At 71.0% G+C, this 6687-nt stretch carries 10 protein-coding genes; 3 read left to right on the plus strand and 7 right to left on the minus strand.

Annotated elements, in window-relative coordinates; translation table 11 throughout:
- The 6 genes from CQZ88_RS30645 to CQZ88_RS07755 form a co-directional block, all read right to left on the minus strand.
- A partial coding sequence (locus tag CQZ88_RS30645; RefSeq protein ID WP_258008503.1) for an FAD-dependent oxidoreductase occupies positions 1-340 on the minus strand: 340 nt, incomplete at its 3' end.
- 49 nt (positions 341-389) lie between these two features.
- Positions 390-797 carry a DUF2703 domain-containing protein gene (locus CQZ88_RS07735; RefSeq protein ID WP_006945072.1) on the minus strand — a complete coding sequence of 136 codons (408 nt, stop codon included), beginning with the start codon at positions 795-797 and terminating at the stop codon, positions 390-392.
- 121 nt (positions 798-918) lie between these two features.
- Complete coding sequence (locus tag CQZ88_RS07740; RefSeq protein ID WP_006945074.1) at positions 919-1335, minus strand: arsenate reductase ArsC; 417 nt, start codon at positions 1333-1335, stop codon at positions 919-921.
- Between the two features lie 19 nt (positions 1336-1354).
- Positions 1355-2005 carry an arsenate reductase ArsC gene (locus tag CQZ88_RS07745; protein ID WP_006945075.1) on the minus strand — a complete coding sequence of 217 codons (651 nt, stop codon included), beginning with the start codon at positions 2003-2005 and terminating at the stop codon, positions 1355-1357.
- Between the two features lie 23 nt (positions 2006-2028).
- On the minus strand, positions 2029-3108 hold the full coding sequence (gene arsB, locus CQZ88_RS07750; RefSeq protein WP_050035983.1) for an ACR3 family arsenite efflux transporter: 1080 nt from the start codon (positions 3106-3108) through the stop codon (positions 2029-2031).
- Entirely contained in the window at positions 3105-3506 is a 402-nt protein-coding gene (locus tag CQZ88_RS07755) for a helix-turn-helix transcriptional regulator (RefSeq protein WP_043797947.1), read from the minus strand. Before CQZ88_RS07755 ends, arsB begins: the two co-directional genes overlap by 4 nt.
- Positions 3507-3577: 71 nt before the next feature.
- On the opposite strand from CQZ88_RS07755, the gene CQZ88_RS07760 reads away from it, so the two are divergent.
- The 3 genes from CQZ88_RS07760 to arsA are packed head-to-tail and all read left to right on the plus strand — an operon-like array spanning position 3578 to position 6221.
- Positions 3578-3994, plus strand: coding sequence for a low molecular weight phosphatase family protein (locus CQZ88_RS07760; RefSeq protein WP_102799536.1), 417 nt, complete (start codon positions 3578-3580; stop codon positions 3992-3994).
- A gap of 23 nt (positions 3995-4017) precedes the next feature.
- Complete coding sequence (arsD, locus tag CQZ88_RS07765; RefSeq protein ID WP_006945082.1) at positions 4018-4404, plus strand: arsenite efflux transporter metallochaperone ArsD; 387 nt, start codon at positions 4018-4020, stop codon at positions 4402-4404.
- A 26-nt stretch (positions 4405-4430) separates the two neighbouring features.
- Positions 4431-6221 carry an arsenical pump-driving ATPase gene (arsA, locus tag CQZ88_RS07770; protein ID WP_102799537.1) on the plus strand — a complete coding sequence of 597 codons (1791 nt, stop codon included), beginning with the start codon at positions 4431-4433 and terminating at the stop codon, positions 6219-6221.
- Positions 6222-6287: 66 nt separating this feature from the next.
- On the opposite strand, the gene CQZ88_RS07775 is transcribed toward arsA, so the two are convergent.
- Positions 6288-6687: PLP-dependent transferase (locus tag CQZ88_RS07775; RefSeq protein ID WP_180986970.1), on the minus strand; the 400-nt coding region annotated here is incomplete at its 5' end.

A 6687-nucleotide genomic window follows, 5' to 3' on the forward strand; every position in this document is an offset into this window, starting at 1 on the left:
GCAGCCGCTCCCGGTCGTCGTCACGGGTGACCGCCCGCACCCGCACCGGCCGCCGCACCGGCAGGCCGTAGCGACGCTCGTACGCGGTCAGATACTCGATCACATGCCGAGCGGGTGGGAACCCGTCCTGCCACGGCGGCATCGGCCATCCCGGCAGCGACGCGTACTCCGCCGGGGAGAACAGCCGCAGCGACGGCCAGGTGTGCGGCCACGCCCCGCCCGGCGCGGACCGGTCGTCGAGGATGACGAACTCGTGCCCGGCCCGGCGCAGGTAGTACCCGGCGGCCAGGCCGGCCTGCCCGCCCCCGATCACCACGACGTCCACCTCGATCGCGCTCATCGTCTCCCTCGTCACCCGTGGCCCGTCGTCGTGCGCAGAGCTACCGGTGTCAGCCGTCAGGGTGTTCGGGGGCGTCGAGCAGGCTCGCCGCGGCGATCAGGGCGGCTTTGACGATCAGTCGTTCGGGGATCTCCTCGAACGTGACCGGTCCGAGTGCGACGGTCCGGCACGGGGAGTCGCCGCACACCGAGCAGCAGCGGCTGCTGCCGACGTCGGCGTCGAGCCAGTCCTCGAGCGGACGGCCGGCGATCCAGATGCGGTTGGATTCGGCCGGGTTCGCGGCGAAGGCGGCGTCGTCGAGTTCGCGGACCTCGAGTTGCGGTGCGATGCCGAGCGGGCGCAGGACCTGCTCGAGCGTGCCGACCGCGTGCTGGACCTGCTCACCGGTGCCGGCGCAGCGGCGGCACGTCTGGCCCTGGCTGACCAGGCGTTGCCAGACGATGGGCAGTGCCGTCATCGCACACCCCTTCTCGGTTCGCGGGGAAGGTGGGAGTCGCCCCGGGCTCCAGTGTGGCCGACCCGGCCGGGCCGCAGGGCGTGTCCCGACGGATCCGGCCGGGGCCCGCCCTGCGGTCGGGTCAGCTGCGGACGGCGCCGGGGACGAGTTCGGCGATCAGTGCCTCGACCCGCGTCTTGATCTCGTCGCGGATGGGGCGGACCGACTCGACGCCCTTGCCGGCCGGGTCCTCGAGCACCCAGTCGCGGTAGCTCTTGCCGGGGAAGACCGGGCAGGTGTCGCCGCAGCCCATGGTGATCACCACGTCGGAGGCTTCGACGGCGTCGGTGGTGAGGATCTTCGGGGATTGGGTGGAGATGTCGATGCCGAGCTCGGCCATGGCCTCGACGGCGGCGGGGTTGACCTGATCGGCGGGGGCGCTGCCGGCGGAACGGACCTCGACGGCGTCGCCGGCGAGGGCGGTGAGGAATCCGGCGGCCATCTGGGAGCGGCCGGCGTTGTGCACGCACACGAACAGCACGGACGGCTTGGTGGTCATCGAGGGAACCTTTCGGGTGTCAGACGGTGGGAACGGCGGTGAGGTCGGCGAGCAGAGCGCGGACCCGGGCGTCGAGGTCGTCACGGAGGGTGCGGACCACCTCGAGGGATTGTCCGTCCGGGTCGGGGACGGTCCAGTCGAGGTAGCGCTTGCCTGGGTAGACGGCGCAGGCGTCGCCGCAGCCCATGGTCACGACCACGTCCGCGGCGGCGACGACGTCGTCGGTGAGCGGCTTGGGGAACTCGGCGCCGAGATCGAGTCCGAGTTCGGCCATGGCCTCGACCACGACCGGGTTGATCGCCGCGATCGGCGCGGAGCCGGCGGAGCGGACGTGGACGCGGCCACCGGCACGGTGGTCGAGCAGGGCGGCGGCCATCTGGGAGCGGCCGGCGTTGTGTACACAGACGAACAGCACCTCCGGAACGTCCTTGGCGACGGCGCCTTCGGCCTGGGCCAGCGCGGTCAGGCGTTCGGCGGCGAACCGCGGGGCGAGCGCGGTCAGGTGGGTGCAGACGGTGGCGGTGCGGCGCAGTGCCGCATAGGACTCGAACACCACCCGTTCGACGGTCTGCGGGGAGAAGATTCCGTCGTACTTGTCGGCGAGGTGCTCGGCGGCACGCTGGAGTACTGCCTGCGGCATGAGCAGTTCGGGCTGGTGGCGGTCGGACATGCCGTCTCCCTGGCTCTCGGGCTTCACGAAGCAGCGGGGGTGGCGGAGGGGGTGAAGCGCTTGCGCAGGGCGAGCGAGACGTAGACGAGGCCGACGAGCACGGGCACCTCGATGAGCGGCCCGACGACGCCCGCGAGGGCCTGCCCGGAGGTGACGCCGAAGGTGGCGATGGCCACGGCGATGGCGAGTTCGAAGTTGTTGCCGGCCGCGGTGAACGCGAGGGTGGTGGTGCGCTCGTAGCCCAGACCCATCGCGGCGCCCAGGAGATAGCCGCCGCCCCACATGATCGCGAAGTACGCCAGCAGCGGCAGGGCGATGCGGGCGACGTCCCACGGGTGGGAGGTGATCTGCTCGCCCTGCAGCGCGAAGAGCATCACGATGGTGAACAGCAGCCCGTACAGGGCCCACGGCCCGATCCTGGGCAGGAACTTCTGCTCGTACCAGGTGCGGCCTTTGGCCTTCTCGCCGAAGTGCCGGGTGAGGAAACCGGCGAGCAGCGGGATGCCGAGGAAGATGAGCACCGACTTGGCGATCTGCCAGGGCGAGACGTCGAGGGTGGTCTGTTCGAGTCCGAGCCAGCCCGGCAGCACCGAGAGATAGAACCAGCCGAGGCCGGCGAACATGATCACCTGGAAGACGGAGTTCAGCGCGACCAGCACGGCGGCGGCTTCGCGGTCGCCGCAGGCGAGGTCGTTCCAGATGATGACCATGGCGATGCAGCGGGCCAGACCGACGATGATCAGTCCGGTGCGGTACTCGGGCAGGTCGGGCAGCATCAGCCAGGCCAGGGCGAACATCAACGCCGGCCCGACGATCCAGTTCAGGACCAGCGAGCCGATCAGCATCCGCCGGTCGCCGGTGACGGTGTCGAGCCGGTCGTAGCGCACCTTGGCCAGCACCGGGTACATCATGATCAGCAGGCCGAGGGCGATCGGCAGCGAGATGCCGTCGATCTCGACGGCGGAGATGATGTCGCCGAGGCCCGGGATCAGGCGGCCGAGCAACAGGCCTGCGACCATGGCGACGCCGATCCACACCGGCAGGAACCGGTCGAGTGTGGACAGCTTGCCGACCACGGCCGGGTGGTCGCTGGTGGTGGTCACGAGGCGACCTCCTCGAGGGTGACGGCGGGCGTGCAGGACGAGTTCGCGACGATCCCGGATTCGACGGACAGCACCGCGGACAGCTGGGCCAGAGCGGAGGGGACGACCCGGTAGTGCACCCAGGTGCCGCGACGTTCGCAGTCGAGGAGGCCGGCCTCCCGCAGCACCTTCAGATGGTGCGAGATGGTCGGTTGCGACAGGTCGAAGGACGGTGAGATGTCGCACACGCAGCACTCGCCGCCCTCGTGGCTGGCGATCAGGCTCAGCATCCGCAGGCGCACCGGATCGCCCAGGGCCTTGAACATGCGAGCCAGGTCACCGGCCCAATCGGAGGTGAGCGGCTCGCGGCTGAGCGGCGGGCAGCAGGGCTCGTCCCCGCGCGGCGGTTGATTCGGCATGCGTCTATATTGACGGTTGTCGAAACACGGCGTCAAACGGACAGCCGGCCCGGTCGGAAGGAAACCCTCACGTGCGCACACCCTCGGTGCTGTTCGTCTGCGTGAAGAACGGCGGCAAGTCCCAGATGGCCGCCGCGCTGATGCGCAAGGCCGCCGGCGGCCGCATCGCCGTGCACTCCGCCGGAACGGCACCGGGTCCGGCGCTCAACGCCCTCTCGGTGCAGGCGCTCGAGGAGGTCGGCGCACCGGTGGACGGCGAGTACCCCAAGCCGATCGATCCGCAGCTGCTGCGGGAGGTCGACCTCGTCGTCACCCTCGGCCGTGACGCCCGCGTCGACGCGGCGTACGTGGAGAACTGGGACACCGACGAGCCGTCCGAGCGCGGCATCGACGGCATCGAACGGATGCGCCTCGTGCGCGACGACATCGCCGCCCGCGTCGACGCGCTCGCCGCCCGCCTGCTCGACTCCGCCTCCCCCACCCGCTGATCCGACCGATCCAGGAGAAACTCATGAGCACCATTGCAGTCTTCGAGCCGGCCCTGTGCTGCAACACCGGCGTGTGCGGCGACGACGTGGACCGGAACCTCGTCACCTTCACGGCCGACATGCAGTGGCTGAAGGATCAGGGTGCCGCCATCACCCGGCACAACCTCGCCAACGATCCGCTGGCCTTCGCGCACAATCCCGCCGTCAAGCGCTTCCTCGAGGTCGCCGGCTCCGCCGGTCTGCCGCTCGTGCTCGTCGACGACGTCACCGTGCTCACCGGCCGCTACCCCGATCGGACCCAGCTCGCCGCGTGGGCGGGACTCGACGCCGCGCAGGCGCCCGTCGGCGCGACGATGCTGAATCTCGCGGACGATGCCTGCTGCACACCCGGCGACTCCACCTGCTGCTGAGCTGTCGAGGACGAGGAGATCACCGGATGACCACCCCCACGTTCCTGACCGACCCGCCGCGGTTCGTGTTCTTCACCGGCAAGGGCGGCGTCGGCAAGACCTCCATCGCCTGTGCGAGCGCGCTGAGCCTCGCCCGCGCCGGGAAGAAGGTGCTGCTGGTCTCGACGGACCCCGCCTCGAACGTCGGCCAGGTCTTCGGCCTGGCGATCGGCAACGCCCTCACCGCAATTCCCGCGGTGCCGGGCCTGTCGGCGCTCGAGATCGATCCCGAGCAGGCCGCCGACGCCTACCGTGAACGCATCGTCGGACCGGTGCGGGGTTTGCTGCCCGACGCGGAGATCGCCTCGATCACCGAGCAGCTCTCCGGTTCGTGCACCACCGAGGTCGCGTCCTTCGACGAGTTCACCTCCCTGCTGACCGACACCGACGGCGAGATCGCCTCGTTCGACCACGTGCTGTTCGACACCGCCCCCACCGGACACACCATCCGGCTGCTACAGCTGCCCGGGAACTGGACCGAGTTCCTCGAGGCGGGCAAGGGTGACGCGTCGTGCCTCGGACCGCTCGCCGGGCTCGACAAGCAGAAAGCCATGTACGCCGCCGCGGTCGACGCACTGGCGGACCCGCAGCGCACCCGGCTCGTGCTCGTCGCCCGCGCCACTCGCTCCGCCCTCGCCGAGATCGACCGCACGCACGGCGAACTCGCCACCCTCGGGCTGAGCCGCCAGCACGTCGTCGTCAACGGCGTCCTGCCGGCGCCGTCCGGCGACACGGACCCCCTCGCCCTCTCGATCCACCGTCGAGAACAGGCCGCATTGGCGGGCATGCCGGCGGCGCTGAAACCGTTGCCACTGGACCTGATCGAGCTCAAGGCCGCGAACATGATCGGTCTCGATGCCCTCGGGACGCTGTTCGAGACGGCCGACGGCGGCACGGACCTCCCGCCGGAGACCGGCGCGGTGTCGGAGGTCGCGGATGCACCGCTGCGCGCCCTGATCGACGAGATCGAGCGGGACGGGCACGGTCTCGTGATGTGCATGGGCAAGGGCGGGGTCGGGAAGACCACGGTCGCCGCGGCCGTCGCCGTGGCCCTGGCCGAACGCGGACACGAGGTCCACCTGACCACCACCGACCCCGCCGCACACCTGACCGAGACCCTGCACGGCGACGTCGAACACCTCCACGTCTCGCGCATCGATCCCGCCGAGGCCACTCGCGCCTACCGCGAGCGGGTGATGGCCACCAAGGGTGCGCACCTCGACGAGCAGGGCCGCGCGACCCTCGCCGAGGACCTGCGCTCCCCGTGCACCGAGGAAGTGGCTGTCTTCCAAGCCTTCTCGCGAGTGATCCAGGAGTCCCGGCGCAAGTTCGTCGTCGTCGACACCGCGCCCACCGGCCACACCCTGCTGCTGCTCGACGCCACCGGGTCCTACCACCGCGACGTCACCCGGCAGCTGGGCCCGGGCCTGCACGCCGTCACCCCGATGATGCGCCTGCAGGACCCGGCTTCGACCAAGGTCCTGTTGATCACCCTCGCCGAGACCACCCCCGTGCTCGAGGCCGCCGGGCTCCAGGCCGACCTCGAACGTGCCGGTATTCACCCCTGGGCGTGGGTGATCGACAACTCCGTGGCCGCCGCCGCGCCCACTGCGCCGCTGCTGCGCCGCCGCGCCGCCGCCGAGCTCGAGCAGATCGACAAGATCCGTACCGAACTCGCCGATCGCTACGCGGTCGTGCCGCTGCTCGCGACCGAACCGGTCGGGGTGCCGGCGCTCAGGGCGCTCGGCGAAGTGTCCGCCCCGGTCGCCGTGCGGTAGCGCCCGGTTCCGACATGCGCGATCCCGCCCCGGCATCCGGGGCGGGATCGATGCGTGCGGCCGTGATCAGGCGCCGGCGGCCTCGAGGCCGGTGGTGATGTCGGCGAGGATGTCGTCGATGCCTTCGATGCCCACGGCGAGGCGGACCTGGCCGGGGGTGACGCCGGCGGCGAGTTGCTCGGTGGCGGTGAGCTGGGAGTGGGTGGTGGAGGCGGGGTGGATGACCAGCGAGCGGACGTCGCCGATGTTGGCGACGTGGCTGTGCAGGGTCAGTGCGTCGACGAACTTCTTGCCGGCGTCGACGCCGCCGGCGAGTTCGAAGGTGACGATGGCGCCGGTGCCGCGGGGGGCGAGCTGCCGGCCGCGCCGGTACCAGGGGGAGGAGGGCAGGCCGGCGTAGGACACCGCGGTGACCTCGGGGCGGGTGGTGAGGAACTCGGCGACGCGGGCGGCGTTGGCGACGTGC

Source organism: Rhodococcus sp. ENV425, assembly GCF_002887785.1.
GTDB classification, from domain to species: Bacteria; Actinomycetota; Actinomycetes; order Mycobacteriales; family Mycobacteriaceae; genus Rhodococcus; species Rhodococcus aetherivorans.

Excerpts from the sequence above, each read along its gene's own strand:
- CQZ88_RS07735 (WP_006945072.1), bottom strand. The coding sequence starts at position 797 with ATGACGGCACTGCCCATCGTCTGGCAACGCCTGGTCAGCCAGGGCCAG.
- CQZ88_RS07740 (WP_006945074.1), bottom strand. The coding sequence starts at position 1,335 with ATGACCACCAAGCCGTCCGTGCTGTTCGTGTGCGTGCACAACGCCGGC.
- CQZ88_RS07745 (WP_006945075.1), bottom strand. The coding sequence starts at position 2,005 with ATGTCCGACCGCCACCAGCCCGAACTGCTCATGCCGCAGGCAGTACTC.
- CQZ88_RS07755 (WP_043797947.1), bottom strand. The coding sequence starts at position 3,506 with ATGCCGAATCAACCGCCGCGCGGGGACGAGCCCTGCTGCCCGCCGCTC.
- arsD (WP_006945082.1), top strand. The coding sequence starts at position 4,018 with ATGAGCACCATTGCAGTCTTCGAGCCGGCCCTGTGCTGCAACACCGGC.
- arsA (WP_102799537.1), top strand. The coding sequence starts at position 4,431 with ATGACCACCCCCACGTTCCTGACCGACCCGCCGCGGTTCGTGTTCTTC.